This window comes from Flavobacterium cutihirudinis, from assembly GCF_003385895.1.
Taxonomy (GTDB): Bacteria; Bacteroidota; Bacteroidia; order Flavobacteriales; family Flavobacteriaceae; genus Flavobacterium; species Flavobacterium cutihirudinis.
Genome location: NZ_QRDQ01000007.1, coordinates 1,291,638 through 1,310,902, shown reverse-complemented (window position 1 = coordinate 1,310,902; position 19,265 = coordinate 1,291,638). Strand labels below are relative to the sequence as shown.

General features: G+C 32.5%; 18 protein-coding genes. 9 read left to right on the top strand and 9 right to left on the bottom strand.

Annotation, left to right across the window (positions count from 1 at the left end; translation table 11 throughout):
• The first annotated feature begins 25 nt into the window (after nucleotides 1-25).
• From lon to rpsA, 8 genes are all read left to right on the top strand, one after another.
• Nucleotides 26-2,479, top strand: a complete 2,454-nt coding sequence (lon, locus tag BD847_RS05725; RefSeq protein WP_115887276.1) for an endopeptidase La — start codon at nucleotides 26-28, stop codon at nucleotides 2,477-2,479.
• A gap of 215 nt (nucleotides 2,480-2,694) precedes the next feature.
• Nucleotides 2,695-3,714 (top strand): type IX secretion system protein PorQ, encoded by a 1,020-nt coding sequence (gene porQ / locus BD847_RS05720; protein ID WP_115887275.1) that lies wholly within the window; start codon nucleotides 2,695-2,697, stop codon nucleotides 3,712-3,714.
• A 4-nt stretch (nucleotides 3,715-3,718) separates the two neighbouring features.
• A complete protein-coding gene (locus tag BD847_RS05715; RefSeq protein WP_115887274.1) occupies nucleotides 3,719-4,321 on the top strand; it encodes a murein L,D-transpeptidase catalytic domain-containing protein in 603 nt (200 codons plus the stop codon).
• Nucleotides 4,322-4,460: 139 nt separating this feature from the next.
• Nucleotides 4,461-5,030 (top strand): murein L,D-transpeptidase catalytic domain-containing protein, encoded by a 570-nt coding sequence (locus BD847_RS05710; RefSeq protein ID WP_115887273.1) that lies wholly within the window; start codon nucleotides 4,461-4,463, stop codon nucleotides 5,028-5,030.
• Nucleotides 5,031-5,073: 43 nt separating this feature from the next.
• Nucleotides 5,074-5,766, top strand: a complete 693-nt coding sequence (gene cmk, locus BD847_RS05705; RefSeq protein WP_115887272.1) for a (d)CMP kinase — start codon at nucleotides 5,074-5,076, stop codon at nucleotides 5,764-5,766.
• A gap of 69 nt (nucleotides 5,767-5,835) precedes the next feature.
• Complete coding sequence (locus BD847_RS05700; RefSeq protein ID WP_115887271.1) at nucleotides 5,836-7,212, top strand: nucleoside permease; 1,377 nt, start codon at nucleotides 5,836-5,838, stop codon at nucleotides 7,210-7,212.
• Nucleotides 7,213-7,355: 143 nt separating this feature from the next.
• On the top strand, nucleotides 7,356-8,597 hold the full coding sequence (locus BD847_RS05695) for a TPR end-of-group domain-containing protein (protein WP_115887270.1): 1,242 nt from the start codon (nucleotides 7,356-7,358) through the stop codon (nucleotides 8,595-8,597).
• Nucleotides 8,598-8,995: 398 nt separating this feature from the next.
• Entirely contained in the window at nucleotides 8,996-10,771 is a 1,776-nt protein-coding gene (gene rpsA, locus BD847_RS05685; RefSeq protein WP_115887268.1) for a 30S ribosomal protein S1, read from the top strand.
• Between the two features lie 119 nt (nucleotides 10,772-10,890).
• Here rpsA and BD847_RS05680 read toward each other — a convergent pair whose 3' ends face one another.
• Nucleotides 10,891-11,427 carry an ExbD/TolR family protein gene (locus BD847_RS05680; RefSeq protein ID WP_115887267.1) on the bottom strand — a complete coding sequence of 179 codons (537 nt, stop codon included), beginning with the start codon at nucleotides 11,425-11,427 and terminating at the stop codon, nucleotides 10,891-10,893.
• Nucleotides 11,428-11,638: 211 nt separating this feature from the next.
• Here BD847_RS05680 and BD847_RS05675 point away from each other — a divergent pair, with 211 nt between their 5' ends.
• Nucleotides 11,639-12,193, top strand: a complete 555-nt coding sequence (locus BD847_RS05675) for a fasciclin domain-containing protein (protein WP_115887266.1) — start codon at nucleotides 11,639-11,641, stop codon at nucleotides 12,191-12,193.
• A gap of 85 nt (nucleotides 12,194-12,278) precedes the next feature.
• Here BD847_RS05675 and BD847_RS05670 read toward each other — a convergent pair whose 3' ends face one another.
• From BD847_RS05670 to BD847_RS05640, 8 genes are all read right to left on the bottom strand, one after another.
• Entirely contained in the window at nucleotides 12,279-13,124 is an 846-nt protein-coding gene (locus tag BD847_RS05670; RefSeq protein WP_115887265.1) for an EamA family transporter, read from the bottom strand.
• A 58-nt stretch (nucleotides 13,125-13,182) separates the two neighbouring features.
• Entirely contained in the window at nucleotides 13,183-13,323 is a 141-nt protein-coding gene (locus BD847_RS05665; protein ID WP_115887369.1) for an SsrA-binding protein, read from the bottom strand.
• Between the two features lie 77 nt (nucleotides 13,324-13,400).
• Complete coding sequence (locus BD847_RS05660) at nucleotides 13,401-14,828, bottom strand: serine hydrolase (protein ID WP_115887264.1); 1,428 nt, start codon at nucleotides 14,826-14,828, stop codon at nucleotides 13,401-13,403.
• Between the two features lie 90 nt (nucleotides 14,829-14,918).
• Entirely contained in the window at nucleotides 14,919-16,763 is a 1,845-nt protein-coding gene (locus BD847_RS21115) for a M56 family metallopeptidase (RefSeq protein WP_115887263.1), read from the bottom strand.
• A gap of 5 nt (nucleotides 16,764-16,768) precedes the next feature.
• Nucleotides 16,769-17,137 (bottom strand): BlaI/MecI/CopY family transcriptional regulator, encoded by a 369-nt coding sequence (locus tag BD847_RS05650; protein ID WP_115887262.1) that lies wholly within the window; start codon nucleotides 17,135-17,137, stop codon nucleotides 16,769-16,771.
• 28 nt (nucleotides 17,138-17,165) lie between these two features.
• Nucleotides 17,166-17,954, bottom strand: a complete 789-nt coding sequence (locus BD847_RS20945; protein ID WP_244201564.1) for a hypothetical protein — start codon at nucleotides 17,952-17,954, stop codon at nucleotides 17,166-17,168.
• Nucleotides 17,926-18,783 carry a M56 family metallopeptidase gene (locus BD847_RS20940; protein ID WP_244201563.1) on the bottom strand — a complete coding sequence of 286 codons (858 nt, stop codon included), beginning with the start codon at nucleotides 18,781-18,783 and terminating at the stop codon, nucleotides 17,926-17,928. The genes BD847_RS20945 and BD847_RS20940 overlap by 29 nt, the downstream gene beginning before the upstream one ends.
• 7 nt (nucleotides 18,784-18,790) lie before the next feature.
• Nucleotides 18,791-19,159, bottom strand: a complete 369-nt coding sequence (locus BD847_RS05640) for a BlaI/MecI/CopY family transcriptional regulator (RefSeq protein ID WP_115887261.1) — start codon at nucleotides 19,157-19,159, stop codon at nucleotides 18,791-18,793.
• Between the last annotated feature and the right edge of the window lie 106 nt (nucleotides 19,160-19,265).

The window sequence follows — 19,265 nt, the reverse complement described above, 5'->3', positions numbered from 1 at the left end:
ATGACAAAACGACTTATATATTATTATGTCAAATCATAAAATACTCACTATTGACAATCTGTCACTTCAGGAATTTGATTCAGAAGCAGAATTAATTCCATTATTAACTCCAGAAGACGAAGAAGAAATGAACAACGAAGAGTTGCCGCTCTCGTTGCCAATTTTGCCTTTGCGTAATACTGTTTTATTTCCGGGGGTTGTTATACCAATTTCTGCGGGAAGAGATAAGTCTATTAAACTGATTAATGATGCCAATGCAGGCGGAAAAATCATTGGAGTTGTTTCTCAAATTAATGAAGAAGATGAAGATCCGTCTAAAGATGATATTCATAAAATAGGAACTGTAGCCCGAATTCTGCGTGTTTTAAAAATGCCTGACGGAAATGTTACAGTTATTTTACAAGGAAAAAAACGTTTTGAAATCGATGATGTGGTTTCAGAAGATCCTTATATGACCGCTACAATTAAAGAAGTTTCTGAAGAACGTCCAGACGAAAACGACACTGAATTTACAGCGATTTTAGATTCTGTAAAAGAATTAGCAATTCAGATCATTAAAGAAAGTCCAAACATTCCATCTGAAGCTACATTTGCAATCAAAAACATTGAAAGTCAATCGTTTTTGATCAATTTTGTTTCTTCAAACATGAATTTATCTGTAAAAGAAAAGCAAGGTCTTTTATCTATAAATGGATTGAAAGAACGTGCTTTGGAAACATTACGTTATATGAATGTCGAACTTCAAAAATTAGAATTGAAGAACGATATTCAGTCAAAAGTTCGTTTTGATTTGGATCAGCAACAGCGTGAATATTTCCTTCATCAGCAAATGAAAACCATTCAGGAAGAATTGGGAGGCGTTTCGCAGGAAGAGGAAATGGACGAAATGGGGCAGAAAGCGAAAACCAAAAAATGGGATGAAAAAACGCAGAAACATTTCGAAAAAGAATTGTCTAAAATGCGTCGTATGAATCCGCAATCTCCGGATTTCGGAATTCAAAGAAATTATTTGGAGTTATTTTTAGAGTTGCCTTGGGGTGAATATTCTAAAGATAAATTCGATTTGAAACATGCTCAGAAAATATTAGATAAAGATCATTTTGGACTTGATGAAGTTAAGAAAAGAATGATTGAGCATTTGGCAGTTTTAAAACTGCGAAATGACATGAAATCTCCAATTATATGTTTAACAGGTCCTCCGGGAGTTGGTAAAACATCTATCGGGCGTTCAGTTGCTGAAGCTTTAGGACGTGAATATGTCCGTATTTCATTAGGCGGTTTACGCGATGAAGCAGAAATTCGCGGACATAGAAAAACGTATATAGGTGCAATGCCGGGACGTATTATTCAGAGTTTAAAAAAAGCTGGGACTTCAAATCCAGTATTTATTTTAGATGAGATTGATAAATTATCAAACGGAAACAGTGGAGATCCTTCTTCTGCCTTGTTAGAAGTTTTAGATCCAGAACAAAACAGTGCTTTTTATGATAATTTCCTTGAAATGGGATATGATTTATCTAAAGTAATGTTCATTGCAACGTCAAACAACATGGCTGCAATTCAGCCAGCATTGCGCGACAGAATGGAAGTAATCAAAATGTCTGGTTATACTATTGAAGAAAAAGTTGAAATTGCAAAAAGACACCTTTTTCCGAAACAGTTGGAGGCACACGGTTTAACTTCAAAAGATTTGACAATTGGTAAAAAACAATTAGAAAAAATTGTTGAAGGCTATACAAGAGAATCTGGAGTTCGTAATCTTGAAACGAAAATTGCACAGGTAATTCGTAACGCTGCAAAAGCTGTTGCGATGGAAGAGGAGTACAACAAAAAAGTTACAGATGAAGATATTGTAAGTGTTTTAGGTGTTCCGAGATTAGAAAGAGATAAATATGAAAATAATGATGTTGCCGGCGTTGTAACAGGTTTAGCCTGGACAAGTGTAGGTGGCGATATTTTATTCATTGAATCATTGATTTCTGAAGGAAAAGGCTCTCTTACTATTACAGGAAATCTTGGAAATGTAATGAAAGAATCGGCTACGATTGCTTTAGAATACATCAAAGCAAATGCTAAAAAGCTTGGTTTGGCAATTGAACTTTTCCAAAAATACAATATTCACTTACACGTGCCGGAAGGTGCAACTCCAAAAGATGGCCCAAGTGCCGGTATTGCGATGCTAACATCTTTAGTTTCATTGTTAACGCAAAAGAAAGTGAAGAAAAACCTTGCGATGACAGGAGAAATTACACTTCGCGGAAAAGTATTGCCTGTTGGCGGAATTAAAGAGAAGATCTTGGCTGCGAAAAGAGCGGGCATTAAAGAAATTATTTTGTGTCACGAAAACAAAAGTGATATTGATGAAATCAAAGCAGAATATCTGGAAGGTCTTACTTTTCATTATGTAAAAGAAATGAGCGAAGTTTTGGCTTTAGCTCTTACAGATCAAAATGTAAAAAACGCAAAACAATTGAAATAAGCTTTATTTAAAAATTTCAATATTATAAAATCCAAATTCCAAACTGTAAGTTAACAGGTTGGAGTTTGGATTTTTTTGTTGGATTTTCAGCTTTTGATTCAATTGGGATTTGGAATTTTTTTATTGGAATTTAATTAAGTTTTAATTTTATTTTTGCTGTTATATAATTTTATCTTTGCTTTTACGTTATTCCCACATAGGAACGTTCCAAAAACATGTTAAAACAGATTGTTTTATTTTTTATGTTGCTAATTTGTTCGACATCTTTCGGGCAAATTGGAGGGCGCTACACCTATCAATTTCTGAATTTAACGTCTTCGCCGAGACAGGCAGCGTTAGGAGGAAAGACAATTACAATTTATGATGAAGATGTTAATCAGGTGATGTTTAATCCCGCGGTTTTAAATGAAGATATGGACAATCATCTTGCGATGAATTACGGAAGCTATTATGGAGAAGCATCTTATGGGACTGCTTCATATGCTTATACTTATGACAGACACATCCAGACCTTTTATGCTGGAGTGAGTTATATAAACTATGGCAGCTTTGAAGGTTACGACGAAAATGGTCAGTCAACCTCCGATTTTACTGGGAGTGAGGGTGCGCTCACGTTGGGATACGCGTACAATATTCCTTATACAGATGTTCATATTGGAGTAAATGGAAAGTTAATAACTTCGACTTTAGAAAGTTATAATTCAATTGGCGGTGCAATTGATGTGGGAATTATGTATCAAATTGAAAAAAATAATGTAAATTTGGCCTTAGTATTTCGTAATATGGGAACCCAATTTACAACTTACTCAGGAATTAAAGAGAATTTGCCCTTTGAAATTATTGCTGGTATCTCACAAGAATTAGAACATGTACCACTTCGCTGGCATCTTTCATTAGAAAATTTACAGCAATGGAATATTTCTTTTTCGAACCCCGTTCGTGGAGAAACCAATATTGATGGATCAACAAGTAACGAGAAAGTCTCGTTTGCAAATAATGCTTTAAGACATGTGGTTTTAGGTTTAGAGCTTTTTCCACAAAGAGCATTTAATGTGCGTTTAGGATATAATTTTAGAAGAGGAGAAGAATTACGAATCGATGAACAGCGTAATTTTTCTGGAGTTTCATTAGGATTTGGCTTAAGAATGAATAAATTAAAATTTAACTATTCTTATTCAAGGTATACGTTGGCAGCAAATACAAGTCTTTTTGGTTTAATTTTAAATTTTCAGTGACAATATGAAAATATTTACTTTATTTATGTTCATGACTGTGAGTGTTTTTACGGGAGCTAAACACTATTTCAAAGAAGAATCTACGATAACCAATGTCGAGATCGAAAGAATTAACAGCAGAATTACAGACATAAAAAATTTGATTAATAACGATCGTAGATACAATTCTAAAATTGTATTCTTGATTGATATGAAAGTTCCTTCCGGGAAAAATCGTTTTTTTGTGTATGATTTAGAAAAGAACGAAGTTATAGATCAAGGTCTTGTAGCTCATGGTTCTGGTTCTGAAACTGGTATCAAAGGCATGCTGAGATTCAGCAATACGCCAAATTCTAATTGCACCGCACTAGGTAAATATGCAATTGGAAAAACATATAAAGGAATTTTTGGAAAAGCTTATAGATTGGCAGGATTAGAAGAGACTAATAACAAAGCCTTAGAGAGAGCTATTGTATTGCATTCTTATTCAGCTGTACCTTATGATGAGCAAGAGTATTATATCAGCAATAGTCATGGTTGTCCTATGGTGAATGAAGAATTTTTCAAAAGAATTCAAAAGCTAATTGATAGTTCTAAAACGAATATTTTGATGGATATTTACTATTAAAATAGTTCTTATTAAAAAATATAAAAGAGTAAAAAAAAACTTTTTATTATCGAGATTAATTTAATTTTCGATGATAAAAAGTTTTTTTTTGGAGCTGTTTCAAGTATGAGAAAAGTTTTATGGTTATGTTTTTTTTACTATTCTGTCTTTTATTGCTTATAAAGCTTTATGGAGAAATAAGGATACAGCTGAGATTATTGAAAATCAAAGATTTGAAAATCAGATTAAAATTCTAAAAAGGATTATTGAAAGTGATTCGAAATACAATAGACGAATCGCTTTTTTGATCGATATGAAAATTCCTTCAGGGAAAAATAGATTTTTCGTGTATGATTTAAAAGCAAATAAAATATTAGATAAAGGTTTGGTTGCGCATGGTTCGGGTTCTGAAACTGAGATAAAAGGAAAGCTTAAATTTAGCAATGTTCCCAATTCATTGAGTACTTCTTTGGGAAGTTATTGTATTGGAAATAGTTATGTAGGAAAGTTTGGGAAGGCTTATAGATTGCATGGTTTGGATAAAACGAATAGCAATGCATTTAGGCGAGATATTGTCTTTCATTATTACTATGATGTTCCATATAAAGAGAAAGATGGTTACATTTGCAATAGTTTTGGCTGTCCGATGGTGAATAAGAAATATTTCGAAAGAATAGCGAAGTTAATAGACGCTTCTGAATCAAATATTTTGCTAAATATTTATTATTAAAGAACTGGAACTTTAGAAGAATAAAAATTTTAAAAATAAAAAATTGAAAAAAATTACAATTGCTATCGACGGATTTTCATCAACAGGAAAAAGTACTTTGGCAAAACAATTGGCAAAAGAACTTGAGTATGTATATGTAGACACTGGAGCAATGTACCGTGCAGTGGCTTATTTTGCAATGCAAAATGAATTTATTACAATTGATTCTTTCAATAAAAACGCGTTGATTGAAGCTTTACCTAAAATTCAATTGGAATTTAAGTTTAATACTGATTTAGGTTTTGCTGAAATGTACTTAAACGGTGAAAATGTAGAGAAGCAAATTAGGACTATTGAGGTTTCTAATTTTGTAAGCGCAGTAGCTGCTGTTTCTGAAGTTCGTTCTAAATTGGTAGAACAACAACAGGAAATGGGAAAAAATAAAGGTATTGTGATGGATGGAAGAGATATCGGAACTGTTGTTTTTCCTAACGCAGAACTTAAAATTTTTATGACAGCTAGTGCTGAAACACGTGCGCAAAGACGTTTTGATGAATTGCAACAAAAAGGTGATAACGTAACCTATGAAGAAGTTTTAAAAAATGTTGTTGATCGCGATCATATGGATACTCATCGTGAAGATTCTCCATTGGTAATTGCCGATGATGCAATTGAAATAGATAATTCTTACTTAAATAAAGAAGAACAGTTTGCTGCTGTTTTAGAATTAATAAATGATGTTGTAAAAACAACGTAATTCTTTGCAGATATTATTTTAAATGGTAGTTTTACCGCTTCATTTTTATTTTAAAGACAATTTTATCATATGGGGATTAAAAATAGATTGATTATAATGAGCTTTCTTCAATTTTTTGTTTGGGGAGCTTGGCTTATAACAATAGGAAATTATTGGTTTGGTACAAAAAACTGGGAAGGAACTCAATTTGGACTCGTTTTTGGAACCATGGGAATCGCTTCTCTTTTTATGCCTACGCTTACAGGTATTATTGCCGACAGATGGATTAATGCCGAAAAACTATACGGTGCTCTACATATACTTTATGCAGCTGTTTTATTTGGAATTGCACAAGTTGCTACACCAGATACTTTTATTATAGTAATGCTTTTGGCAATGTGTTGTTATATGCCGACAATCGCTTTAAGCAATTCGATATCTTATACTTCGCTTAAATTGAACAATAAAAACATTGTAAAAGATTTTCCTCCAATTCGTGTTTGGGGAACAATTGGTTTTATTGTTGCTATGTGGATTACGAATTTAACCGGAAGTAAAGCGACTGAATATCAGTTTTATATTGCCGGAATTGGTGCGTTGATTTTAGGATTGTATGCATTTACATTGCCAAAATGTGAACCACAGCGTCTAATTAAAGAGAATGCAACTTGGATGGAAACTTTTGGTTTAGAATCTTTCAAGCTGTTTGCTAATTATAAAATGGCTTTGTTTTTTGTTTTTTCTATGTTTTTAGGAGGAGCGCTTCAATTAACGAATGCTTATGGTGATGTTTTCCTAGATGAATTTAAGCATTTTCCAAAATATGCTGATTCTTTCGTAATTAAATATTCGACTATTATTATGTCAATTTCTCAGGTTTCGGAAACCTTGTTTATTTTGGCAATTCCTTTTTTCTTAAGACGTTTTGGAATTAAGCAAGTAATGTTGATTAGTATGCTTGCTTGGGTATTACGTTTCGGATTGTTTGCTTTTGGAGATCCTGTAAATGGTTTATGGATGATTATCTTGTCTTGTATCGTTTACGGAATGGCATTTGATTTCTTTAATATTTCAGGTTCTTTGTTCGTTGAAAGTAATACAGATTCTAAAATTCGTTCTTCTGCGCAAGGTTTGTTTATGATGATGACCAATGGAGTGGGAGCAGTTTTAGGAAGTTTGACTTCAGGTTGGGCAATCGATCGTTTCTTTACAAAATCATTTGCCAATACAACAGAATTAGCGGGTTTTTTACAAACGGACACAACAAATTCTAAAATGTTAGAATTTGTAAAAAGCCAAGGAAATTCAGTTTCTACAGATGGAATTTTTGCGAATCCAATTTTGATGAAAGATTGGCATACAATCTGGCTTTCGTTTGCAGCTTATGCTTTGGTTATTGCAATTGCGTTTGCTGTTTTATTTAAGCATAAACATGATCCGAAGGAAATTGAGAATTTGAGTCATTAAGATTCTAACTTTAGATTTTAGTTATAAAGATAATTACACAAGAAACCCGACAGTTTTTTAAAACCTGTCGGGTTTCTTGTGTAATAACATGATGTATTGAAATAAAAATAATAACTTTAATAATTCTTTTTAATGCTTTAACTATGCCGAAACTTAAACTATTTGTTTTGCTTTTGATTGGAATTTCCGGATTTGCTCAAACTAAAGTTCTGTATGATCAAAGTATTGAAGCATATAAAAGCAAGGATTATGTTTTGTTTTTAAAATTGGCAAGACAATTAGATAGTATTCGTCCGGCACATCCTGCTTTTACATATAATTTAGCATCGGCTTATGCTTTGAATGGCAGTAAAGAAGAAGCTTTGTCTGTTTTAAAAAAGATGGTTTTGGCAAATAATACAATTGCTTTTGAAGACGATGCTGATTTTATCTCTATTAAAAATGATAAAGGTTTTAAAGATTTAGTCGAATTGAAAAATCTTCAATCTAAAACCATTAAAAATTCGGTGGAGAAACTACAGCTTTCTGAGAAAGATTTGCATCCTGAAGGATTGCTTTATTTGGAGAAAGAAAAACTTTGGCTATCATCGAGTATTCGGAATAAAAAAATCGTTTCGTTTGATGCTTTCGGAAAATGCTCAGATTGGTTTGCAGATTGTTCTTATGCTGTATTTGCTTTAAAAACAGATCACAACGAGAAATATCTTTGGGTTGCTTGCTCTGCTATTCCTGAAATGAAAAATTTTGCCAAAGAAACAGATGGGAAAAGTGAGATTTTGAAGATTGAAATTGCGACTAAAAAATTAGTAAAACGATATACAATTGAAGGAAACCATGTTTTTGGAGATCTTATCGTAGCAAAGAATAATGAAATTTATATTTCGGACAGTGTTGAACCGATTCTTTATAAAATTGAAAAAGATAATCTGATTCTTTGGAAAGATTTACGGACAGAAGCTTTTAATCTGCAAGGAATTACATTTAATGCGAGTGAATCAAAACTATTTGTTGCCGATTATTTGAAAGGAATATTTGTGATTGATTTGAAAAACAAAAAAGATTTTTGGCTCGAATTCCCGAAAGAAGTTTCTAAAAAAGGAATCGATGGATTGCTTTTCTATAATAATTCTTTAATAGCTATTGAAAATGGAGTAGTGCCTATTCGACTTATGCAATTTAATTTGAATGAAGCACAAGCTAAAATAATTGATTTTAAAGTTTTAGAAAATAATAGAGAAGAATTGAATGAGCCAGCGCTAGCTACTTTAGTTGGAGATAAATTATATTATTTTGCTAATTCTCCATGGAAGTTTTATGATAAAAATTTTCAGCTTGACGAAAATAAATTTGAAAATCCAAAATTATTTGAGTTAGATCTGAAATAAACCTTTGTCAAAGTTCAAAACTATGACAAAGATAGTTACACATAGTAAACCTGTCGGGTTTTGCTTGGCATGAATCTTATGAAAACGAAATTTCTAACCTAGCCCCGATAGAAGTGAAAATCCTTTTATGCCGGTCCCGATAGCTATCGGGAGGCATAAAAGATTGCAACGGATAGCGGGACTTCACGTCTCGAAAAACCTAAAAACTTCTGCTTCTAAACAATTCACTGATAATCAACTCGAATTTATTTTGTAAGTCGAAATATTTGTAGTAATTTTGCAAACCTTTTGGCGGAGAAGAGTTTCCTTTAGGTATCAACCATTTATGTAAAACAACTTCTGTATTTTCTATCGCATGAAGAAACTCGAGAAAAACAGAATACAAATTTTTTATCAGCATGTCTGAACAATTAAAATCACAAGAAGAGTTTTTAGCAAATTTTAACTGGCATAACTTCCAAGAAGGAATTGATGCAGTAGATGAGAAAAACTTACAAGAGTTTGAAGAACTAGTATCTAAAACTTTCATCGCTACAGATCAAGAAGAAGTAGTTGAAGGAGTTGTTGTTAGAATTACAGATAGAGACGTTATCGTTGATATCAATGCTAAATCTGAAGGTGTTATTTCTTTAAATGAATTCCGTTACAACCCAAACTTAAAAGTAGGTGACAAAGTTGAAGTATTAATCGACATCCGTGAGGACAAAACAGGTCAATTAGTATTATCTCACAGAAAAGCACGTACTATCAAATCTTGGGATAGAGTTATTGCAGCTAATGAAACTGGAGAAATCGTTAACGGTTTTGTTAAATGTAGAACTAAAGGAGGTATGATCGTTGACGTATTCGGTATCGAGGCGTTCTTACCAGGATCTCAAATTGACGTTAAGCCAATTAGAGACTACGATGTATATGTAAACAAAATGATGGAATTCAAAGTGGTAAAAATTAACCACGAATTCAAAAACGTTGTTGTATCTCATAAAGCGCTTATCGAGGCTGATATTGAAGTACAGAAAAAAGAAATCATCGGTCAATTACAAAAAGGACAAGTATTAGAAGGTGTTGTTAAAAACATTACTTCTTATGGTGTGTTCATTGACTTAGGTGGTGTTGACGGATTAATTCACATTACTGACCTTTCTTGGAGCAGAATCAACCACCCAAGTGAAGTTCTTGAATTAGACCAAAAATTAAACGTTGTAATCCTTGATTTCGATGATGAGAAAACAAGAATTCAATTAGGATTGAAACAATTAAACGCTCACCCATGGGATGCTTTAGATGCTAATTTAACTATTGGTGATAAAGTAAAAGGTAAAGTAGTTGTAATCGCTGATTACGGTGCATTTATCGAAGTTGCTGAAGGTGTTGAAGGTTTAATCCACGTTTCTGAAATGTCATGGTCAACTCACTTACGTTCTGCTCAGGACTTCGTGAAAGTTGGAGATGTTGTTGAAGCAGTTATCTTAACTCTTGACAGAGATGATCGTAAGATGTCATTAGGTATCAAACAATTGACTCAAGATCCATGGACTGACATTACTTCTAAATACCCAGTAGGTTCTAAACATACAGGTATCGTTAGAAACTTTACAAACTTTGGTATTTTCGTAGAATTAGAAGAAGGAATTGATGGATTAATCTACATTTCTGACCTTTCTTGGACTAAGAAAATCAAACACCCATCTGAATTTGTAAATGTTGGTGAAAAACTTGATGTTGTAGTATTAGAATTAGATGTTGAAGGACGTAAATTATCTTTAGGTCACAAACAAACTACTGCTAATCCTTGGGATCAATACGAAGATTCTTTCGCTGTAGGAACTATCCACAATGGTGAAATTTCTGAAATCGTTGACAAAGGAGCTACTGTAGAATTCGGAGATGATATCGTTGCTTTCATTCCTACTCGTCACCTTGAAAAAGAAGACGGAAAGAAATTGAAAAAAGGTGATACTGCTGATTTCAAAGTAATTGAATTCAACAAAGAATTCAAAAGAGTAGTTGCTTCTCACACTGCTATCTTCCGTGAAGAAGAAGAGAAAAACGTGAAAGCTGCTGCTGAAACTACTACATCTGCATCTACAAACGCACCAGCTGCGACTTTAGGTGACAACAATGATGTATTAGCTGCTTTAAAAGCTAAAATGGAAAAAACTGAGAAAAAATAATTCTTAGCTTTTTTATAAATAGAAAGTCCCACAGCAATGTGGGACTTTTTTTTGTTTAGAGTTTCAGGTTTTACGTTTGTCAATTCGCGGAGTCATGAATCATTTTGTAAATATTTTTTTTATTTTGAGGCTAATAGTTCTGTTTCTTCTGGTGAAAAATCATTTACAATTGCATAAGTATCTATTTTAGCAATGGCCATTTCATCTAGAATATCTACCAGATTTTTAAAATTTGATTTTTTACTTGGTTTTATGATTACAATTGCACCATTTTTTTGTTTTCCAAGTGCTGTCGAGTATTCTATAATTTTACTGTTTTTTTTAAATAATTCTTTACGAATTCCGTTTTTGCTATAATCTAATTTTTTTGGATTTTCCCTTGTCACAGCTAAAAGACCTGAATACGTAATTATTTTATTATTTTCATCTAATAAAATTGTAATAATACGATTTGAATCCCCACCACAACGAATTATACAGGTAAATTCTTTATCAGAATATTTTTCAGGTAAACTCAAACCCATAGCTTTCGCCTTAGACAATTCCCCAACAACCATAAAAAATATAATCAGCAAAAAAGAAACGCTGACCATTGCAGTTAAATCAACTCTTGAATTTAACTTTTTACTTCTGACTTTTTTAGGTAGATTTTGCATATGAATCTGATTTTTATTTTAAAGTTAATAATAAAATATAGACAAAATTTAGGTATCTGCAAAAAATAATTAAAAATATTTTATGCTTCTAAAGGTCTGTTTTATAATGAATTTTGAGAATATTTCATGTTTTATTCTGTTTGTTTTGATTTTCTCTAAAACCAAAACAAATAATCCAGCGTAAATGAGAATATAACTTAAAATATTAATTATGAAAACTAGAAAATTTTTAGCCACAGCAGTTTTAGCTTTGACATTCGGATTCACATCTTTTGCTCAAAAATCAGTAATGGTTGGTGGTGCTGCAATGTATTCAAACAAAAATATTATTGAGAATGCCGTGAACTCAAAAGATCACACAACATTAGTAGCTGCTGTAAAAGCTGCCGATTTAGTTGAAACTTTAAAAGGAAAAGGGCCATTTACAGTTTTTGCTCCAACAAATGCGGCATTTGATAAATTGCCTGCAGGAACGGTTGAAACATTATTGAAACCAGAAAACAAAAAAATGCTTCAAACGATTTTAACCTATCATGTTGTTGCAGGAAAATGGAATGCATCAGATATTGCTAAAGCAATAAAAGCCGGAAAAGGAAAAGCAACGCTTAAAACGGTTAGCGGTGGAACTTTAACAGCTTGGATGGATGGAAAAGAATTATACATTACAGACGAGAACGGAAATAAATCTAAAGTAACAATTGCTGATGTGAATCAATCGAACGGTGTAATTCACGTAGTTGATGCTGTATTATTGCCAAAACAATAGAACTAATCAAATTCAAAAACTAAAAATTCCAAGTTCCAAGTTTAAAATTGGATTTTGGAATTTTTAGTTTTGAGATTTTAAAACTTTATCTTTTTGCTGTCAATGTCGAACCAGCAGAAGCTATTACAACGCAAACTACTGCCAGAATTTCTGAAAAGCTTAGATTTTCCTGCAAGAAAATAAAAGCGCAAATTGCAGCAGCAGCGGGCTCGAGGCTCATTAAAATGCTAAAAGTTCTTGGAGGAAGCTGACCTAAAGCTTTCATTTCTAATGTAAAGGGAATCGCACTGGATAAAAGTGCTAAAGCAACTCCCATTCCGAAAAGTTTAGGAGTTAGATTTGAAAGTCCATTTTCAAAGAAACCAAAAGGCAAAATTAGAAGTGCTGCAAATAACATTCCGGTTGAAACAGCTTCGCCGCCATTCATTATTTTTGAAACTTTTCCGCCTAAAACAATATATGTCGCCCATAATGCGCCCGCTAGTAAAGCGAATATAACGCCCACAGAATCCAAGCGACTGTTTGTCCATGGTGCCATTAATAAAATTCCCATTGCGGCAAGCAATACCCAAAAATAATCAACTAATCGTTTTGAACCTGCTATTGCAACCACGAGTGGGCCAATAAATTCTAAAGTTACACCCAATCCAATTGGAATTCTTTCGATTGCGAGATAAAAGACCAAATTCATTGCGCCTAATGATAAGCCGTAAGGAATAACAATTTTCCACTGTGCAGCAGTTATTGCTTTTAAATTGGGCCTGTAAGCTAATAAAAGTAGTATTGCCGAAACGCCAATACGCATCGATGCGGTACCTGCGGCTCCAATTGCCGGAAATAGTGTTTTTGCAATCGCCGCTCCGCATTGTACACTAATAATTGCCAATAATACTGCAGGAACGGGAGGAAGGGTAATTTCTTTATTTTTCATTATAAAAGACACAGAAAAAGAAAATTTTTCTGCCTAATAGAGACTGTATTTTTACTGATTATCCTAAAGCGCGCTTCGTTACATAAGCACGGTAGCCAATTAAAGCCATTTGCCATTTCTTTGCTTTTGAGATATCTAAACCTTGTTTCGTAAAGCTTGGTAAAAGGATTTTATTTAGTTTGGCTAAAATTTTATACATAGGAGATTTTTTTGCAAAGATATACAAAAAAAGACTTTGCACCTGCAAAGTCTTTTTGAGTTTAGAATATTGAAAAATCAGATTTTAAGAATGAGATTTTCGTCACCATCGACCTCTCTGTTAATCACATTTTTTGGAGCTTCCATCCATCCGGTTTTATTAATCACAAATTTGAATAAGTACGTTTTGTCTTTTTCAAATTGCGATTTTGGAATCGCTAACTCAAATGTGTTTTTGTTTTTCTGAATCATTTGATAATTTTTGTCATTTGGATTCCAATTATCGAACGAACCTGCAATTGAAACAGTTTTAACTAGATCAGGATTTAAAGATTTGTCATATTCATATGTAAAAACAACTTTATCATCAACTATTTTATAGCCATAAATTCCGGATTGTTTTTTATTCTCACTCAGTAAATCAGTAGATAATTTTATAATTGCTTCTCCTAAAGCATTTCCGGTATTTTCATCACTTATATTTACAATAATAGATATACCAAGTTGTCGCTCAGGATATATGAGAAGCATATTTTGGGTACCAAATGCACCGCCATGTTTCCAACAATTTTTGCCGTTTTCATCAACTTCTATATAATCCCAAAAATAACCGTTCCAGGTTGTTGAGCTATTTAAGAGATTTCGCTGCGATTCCTGAACAATTTTATTTTTGTTATTCAACTCATAAGCAATGAATTTAGTCAAATCACTTAAAGTAGATTTTAACTTACCAGCAGCACCCCAAAGATTATCAGAAATGCCAGGCATTCGAACTCCTTTTAGATTGTAACCATTTGCGATAACTGTGTTTGAATCTAAATTTATTCCAGTTGACGTCATATTCAGCTTAGAGAATATATTTTCTTTTAGCAGGGTTTCGTAACTTTTCTTGTAGACATTTTCTAAGATATGAGCTGTCAGGTTCAAACTTCCGTTACTGTATTTAAACTTGGTTCCCGGTAAAGTGTCCAGTTTTATGGTTTTGAGATCTTCAAAGAATTTTTCTTTGGTGTAAGATTCATCAATTTTTTTGAAAGCTAAATAACTACTATCATTGCGATTTTTTCGGAGTTCATCATTATCCGGAAGATCTTTGTTAAAACCAGTTCTAAAAGAGACTAAATCCTTTACAGTTATTGGTTTTCCGTTATATTCTAAATTTGGATACGAGCCTGAAATATATTTTCTAATATCGTCATCAGGGTTTAATTTTCCTTCTAGAACAGCTTGGGCGGTAAGTAAACCAGTAAATAATTTAGTAATAGACGCTACTTCAAAAACAGTATTATTATTGGCAATATTTTCTTTTCCCTTGTCAATTTCGCCGTAATGACGCGTATATGTTTTGCCATTTTTGACAACGCCAATAGAGATAGAATTAGCTTTTGATTTTTCTTTTAATACAGAAGCTGTCTTATCCATCAGAATATAAATGTCTTTTGTGTTTTGTTGTGCTAAAACTGAAAAGCTAAAACATAAAAAAAGAATTATAAGTTTTTTTTCCATTTTATATTATTCTTATAAAATTAAAATACTTTATTAATAGAAAAACCAGTGCTTTTGGCGCTGGTTTTTAAATGATGTTTAAACTATAGATTAAGATTTTTTATTCTCTCTTTCCCATCTTTTCAATTCTTTTTCACGTAATTTCATTTGTTTTTCCTTTTGCTTCATCTCCAATTGATATTGTCTCATTTCAAGTTGATGTTGCTTCATATCCTGTTGATACTGTTTCATGCTATTTTCATATTCTTGTGAATCAGGACCAAATTTCATTTTCATGTCCATGTTGAATTTGTCCATGTCAAAATTAAATTTTTGCATGGCAACTTCATATTTTTCCATTTCTTTTTCAAAGATAGCTCCGCGTTTCGACATGATTTCACTAACAGCGTCACCATATGCAGACATTGCATCTATATTAGGCTGAAATTTTTCCATCTTTTTTTCAAATTCTTCCATTTCCTTTTCAAATTTTTGCATGGCAACTTTGTCCATTGTATTCTTTGGTGGAACTGGAGGTTTTGGCATTTTAGACATGTCGACAGCTGGCGCAGGTGGAAGCGCTCCTGCAGGAAATACCGGAGCAACTGGTGGTACCGGAGGCACAATATTGCCTACACTCGCAGGAGTTGGAGGTGTAGGAGGCACAATATCGTTATTTGCTGGGCTGTTTACTTCTTCAGCATCGGCGATGCGATCTTGAAGCTGCATTGATTTGTTTGTTTCAGCATCTGTTACAACGCCAATTTTTTTGACATCATTCCCTTCTGTTGACACTACAAGACCAAAACTTTTTATTGCCTCATCTCCATTAATTTGTACAGTTTGAACTTCTTGAGATCCTCTCTTGATGTTTATTTTTATACCTGTTAATTCTTTATTTGCATTTCTTTTTATATTAGAAATAGCAACATCAAAACCATGACTTTGTTTGATTTTTTCAGCGATTACTTTTAATTCCTGATCTGTAGTTGTTTTGGTAATTTTGAAAGTCTCTGAATCCTGATTAGCTGATGTTGAGCTTTCTTTTATAGTTTTTGCCGTCGCTGCTTTTTCCTGCGCAATGGTCTTTATTTGAAATAAAAGTACAAATGCTGCAAGTGCCGGAACTATTGCATAATACTTCCAATAGTTCCATTTTTTTGATTGATTTTTGTTTAACATGACAATTCGTTTTTTGATTAATGATTGATAAAAATGATTGGTGATTGCAACACAAGTTTCATGTGTTGTTATTTTTAAAAGCGTATACTGATAGGCTTTTTTGTCTGATATTTTTTTGGAAGCTTCACTGTCCGCTATGAATTCCAGATTTTGAAGAATGGCTTTTTTATAAAACCATATAAGCGGATTGAACCAAAAAAGAATACAGAAAATTCTTGAAATGATTACATCAACTGTATGATGTTGATCGCTGTGCACTTTTTCATGTTCCAGGATACTTTGCAATTCTGCTTCGCTGTACAGTGATGAATTGTACACGATATAGTCAAAATAGGAGAAAGGTGCAATGTTTTCATTAACGTCTACCAATTTGAAATCTTCCTGTTGCTTAATTTTTTTTCCTTTTAAAACAGAATTTAAACTGTAAAAATCTATAGCAAACTTTATCATAAATGCCGAAAACCCGATGACATAAATTGCCAGATAAACTAAATTCCAGTCGATTTCGAAAGATTCTTCTTCTGCAATTTGTGGTGTATATGAAGATGCATAATGATAATTTGCAACTGGCGCGTACGAAACAGGAACAGGATCTACCCAAACGACTTTTGTATAAATTATAAAGGGTAGAATAACAGAAGTTAGTAATCCAGCCAGTAGAAAATATCTATTTCCTGTAAAAAAAGTTTCTTTGCGTAGCAGGAAATAATAGGCAAAATAAAATACTGCTATTAAACAGCTGGCTTTGGCGATAAAAATGAAAAGTGCTTCCATAGTGGTTATTTTTCTTCTTTTGGGTTTTCTATCATAGCTAAGATTTCACGCAATTCATCGGCAGAAATTTTCTCTTCCTTTGCAAAAAATGAAACCATATTTTTATATGAGCTGTTAAAATAATTATCAATAGCTGTATTCATGTACTTTTTACTATAGGCTTCTAAAGTAACTGCAGGATAATATTGATGTGTGTTCCCAAAAGCATTGTGTGCTACAAAACCTTTTTCTTCAAGATTGCGAACTATAGTCGAAAGCGTGTTGTAATGCGGTTGATCTTCAGTTATTTCTGCCTGAATTTCTTTTACGAAAGCTTTTTTTAACTTCCATAAAATGTGCATTATCTCTTCTTCTTTATTGGTGAGTTTTTGCATTGTTTTTTTTACTTTTTAAAGAGGATTCTTAATTTCTTTCAATCTCAATTACACTTTCTTTGTTATCCTTTGAAGCATCTTCGCCATTTTTGATATTGATGGTTTTGATTTTAAATGTACTGTTGTCTTTATCTTTTGCATCATCTGAAACATTTCTATCTATGTACACAACTTTTGTTTCATATTTTACTTTACCCTTTTCATTTGTTGAAACGTATACAATTTTAGGTTCATTTGAAAAGTTAGAGTTATAGCTTACAACGATAGGTTTAGCATCTGTGTTAACGTTTGTATTTACATTTACATTAACATCGGCAGTATTTGTACAAGTGCTTGTACTAATGCTTGTATGAGTATTACTATTAGTTTTAACATCGCAATTGATTTTAGAATTCTTAATTTTTTTCACTTCAACTTTCTGGTCTTGTTTTACGACTTTTACTTCATCAATATCATTTTCAGTTAAAAAATCGATCTTTTTTGAACCATCACTTTCAGTACCTATCACAATTTGACAATCCTTAATAGCTACACTTCCTCTAATTAAAAAAACTTGCGCCTCTTCAGTATTTCTTTTTAGCTCAATCTTTAGTGTTGTTAATTCATTATTAGAGTTTCGTTCAACGTCAGAAATTATAGCTTCGATATTGTGGTCTTTCTTTAATTTCTCAATAATTTCTTTGATTTCCTTATCGGATGTTGTTTTACTGATTTTGTACACATCTTCAGAAGTATTTTTACTCTGATGAACTTCTGTTTTGATTGATCTTTTCTCTTTTGCAATTATTTCAATCTGAAATAACAAAACAAAAGCCATAAGCGCCGGAATCACTACGTAGAATTTCCAGGAACTTCTTTTTTTTTGATTGATTTTTGTTTAACATAACAATTCGTTTTTTGATTAATGATTGATAAAAATGATTGGTGATTGCAACACAGCTTTCATGTGTTGTGATTTTTAAAAGGGTGTACTGATACGCTTTTTTATCTGCTATTTTTTCAGCAGCTTCTTTATCAGCAATAAACTCCAGGTTTTGAGTAATCGCTTTTTTATAAAGCCAGATTACGGGATTAAACCAAAATATCAGACAAAAAAAGCGGGATACAAGAACATCAACAGTATGATTTTGATCGCTGTGTACTTTTTCATGTTCGATAATGTTTTTCAATTCTGAATCAGTATACATTGATGAGTTGTACACGATATATTCAAAATAAGAAAATGGAGCAATGTTTTCGGTTGTATCGATAAATTTAAAGTCGGCTTGCTGCTGAATTTTCTTTCCTCTTAAAATAGAATGAAGACTGTAAAAATCCATTGCCAGTTTTATCATTAGAACAAGAAAGCCAATAAAATATATAGTAGTGGCAATTATGAACCAATTGATCTCAAAGATTTTTTCAGTTTGTGAGTTTTGAATGGAAGCAATCTGGTTCATATTTAAATTGCGGATTGGAGCAGGAGTGACCCAGATAATTTTTGTATAAACTGCAAGTGGCAAAACAGCTGAAGTAATTAAACCAATAAGCAGAAACCAACGATTACTATTAAAAAAAGTTTCTTTTCGCAGTAAAAAATGATAAGCACAGAAAAATAGAATAACTAAACCTGTAGATTTTGCAATATAAATAAGAAGTGCTTCCATAGAACTATTATTTTTCTTCTTTTGGAGATTCGATCATTGCCAGAATTTCACGAAGTTCTGCAGCAGAAATTTTTTCTTCTTTTGCAAAAAATGAAACCATATTTTTATACGAGCTGTTGAAATAATTATCGATAGCTGTTTTCATGTACTTTTTGCTGTACGCCTCTAAAGTGACAATTGGGTAATACTGATGTGTATTTCCAAATGCGTTGTGCGCCACAAAACCTTTTTCCTCCAGATTTCGAACTATAGTCGAAAGCGTGTTATAATGCGGTTGGTCTTCAGTTATCTCGGCCTGAATCTCTTTTACGAATGCTTTTTTAAGCTTCCATAAAATTTGCATTATTTCTTCTTCTTTGTTGGTTAACTTTTGCATCTCTTTTAATTTTAATTCAAACCTACAACTATTTTTATAGTTACGCAACTATAAAAGTAGTTATTTAACTATTTTTTAAGTTAAAGGTTTAGATTTAGATGTAAAA

Bases quoted from the DNA above. Each gene is read 5' to 3' on its own strand.
- lon (WP_115887276.1), top strand. From the start codon at position 26: ATGTCAAATCATAAAATACTCACTATTGACAATCTGTCACTTCAGGAA.
- porQ (WP_115887275.1), top strand. From the start codon at position 2,695: ATGTTAAAACAGATTGTTTTATTTTTTATGTTGCTAATTTGTTCGACA.
- BD847_RS05715 (WP_115887274.1), top strand. From the start codon at position 3,719: ATGAAAATATTTACTTTATTTATGTTCATGACTGTGAGTGTTTTTACG.
- BD847_RS05700 (WP_115887271.1), top strand. From the start codon at position 5,836: ATGGGGATTAAAAATAGATTGATTATAATGAGCTTTCTTCAATTTTTT.
- BD847_RS05695 (WP_115887270.1), top strand. From the start codon at position 7,356: ATGCCGAAACTTAAACTATTTGTTTTGCTTTTGATTGGAATTTCCGGA.
- rpsA (WP_115887268.1), top strand. From the start codon at position 8,996: ATGTCTGAACAATTAAAATCACAAGAAGAGTTTTTAGCAAATTTTAAC.
- BD847_RS05680 (WP_115887267.1), bottom strand. From the start codon at position 11,427: ATGCAAAATCTACCTAAAAAAGTCAGAAGTAAAAAGTTAAATTCAAGA.
- BD847_RS05675 (WP_115887266.1), top strand. From the start codon at position 11,639: ATGAAAACTAGAAAATTTTTAGCCACAGCAGTTTTAGCTTTGACATTC.
- BD847_RS05670 (WP_115887265.1), bottom strand. From the start codon at position 13,124: ATGAAAAATAAAGAAATTACCCTTCCTCCCGTTCCTGCAGTATTATTG.
- BD847_RS05665 (WP_115887369.1), bottom strand. From the start codon at position 13,323: ATGTATAAAATTTTAGCCAAACTAAATAAAATCCTTTTACCAAGCTTT.
- BD847_RS05660 (WP_115887264.1), bottom strand. From the start codon at position 14,828: ATGGAAAAAAAACTTATAATTCTTTTTTTATGTTTTAGCTTTTCAGTT.
- BD847_RS21115 (WP_115887263.1), bottom strand. From the start codon at position 16,763: ATGGAAGCACTTTTCATTTTTATCGCCAAAGCCAGCTGTTTAATAGCA.
- BD847_RS05650 (WP_115887262.1), bottom strand. From the start codon at position 17,137: ATGCAAAAACTCACCAATAAAGAAGAAGAGATAATGCACATTTTATGG.
- BD847_RS20945 (WP_244201564.1), bottom strand. From the start codon at position 17,954: ATGGCTTTTGTTTTGTTATTTCAGATTGAAATAATTGCAAAAGAGAAA.
- BD847_RS20940 (WP_244201563.1), bottom strand. From the start codon at position 18,783: ATGGAAGCACTTCTTATTTATATTGCAAAATCTACAGGTTTAGTTATT.
- BD847_RS05640 (WP_115887261.1), bottom strand. From the start codon at position 19,159: ATGCAAAAGTTAACCAACAAAGAAGAAGAAATAATGCAAATTTTATGG.